Consider the following 561-nt stretch of genomic DNA (forward strand, 5'->3'; position numbering starts at 1 on the left):
ACTCCCGGCGCGTCCCGTTCTCGGGCAGGCCGTCCACGATGTCATGCGCCTCGCTGAACTGGCTCAACGCCTCCATGTGCGCCGCGCGGGCGAGCATCCGGTAGCCGGCACGCACGAAATACGGCAACGCCTCCTCCGCGTTCCCCGCCGCCGCGAGGTGCCGTGCCAGCACCTCCGGGGACTCCCGCCCGCTGTCCGGGTACCGCTCCCGCAGCACCTCGGCAATCCGGGCATGCGCCCTGCGCCGCTCGCTGTCGACCTGGCTCTCGTACACCGCCTCGCGGATGAGCGAGTGACGGAAACGGTACCGGCCGGGGGTCCGGGCCGTGGCGTTGAGCCGCTCCAGGAAACCGATTCCGATCAGGTGAGCGATGCCCCGCTCGAGGTCGTCACCGTCGAGGGTCGAGATGGCGGCGAGGCGCTCGCCGTCGAACTCGCGGCCGAGGGTCGCCGCGAGCTGGGCGAGCCCCCGGGCCTCGGCCAGGGCCTCCATCCGCCCGGCGAGCAGGTCCTGGAGCGTGGCGGGCACGTTCTCCGACGGCGCCCTGAGCCGGTAGTGAC

Annotated in this window: 1 pseudogene; it reads right to left on the reverse strand. The window is 72.9% G+C overall.

Going from position 1 to position 561, the window contains the following annotated elements:
• Positions 1-529 (reverse strand): annotated as a pseudogene (locus G7A99_RS24150) (hypothetical protein); the annotation flags it as partial.
• Positions 530-561: the final 32 nt, after the last annotated feature.

The sequence above is a fragment of the Arhodomonas sp. KWT genome (assembly GCF_010993615.1).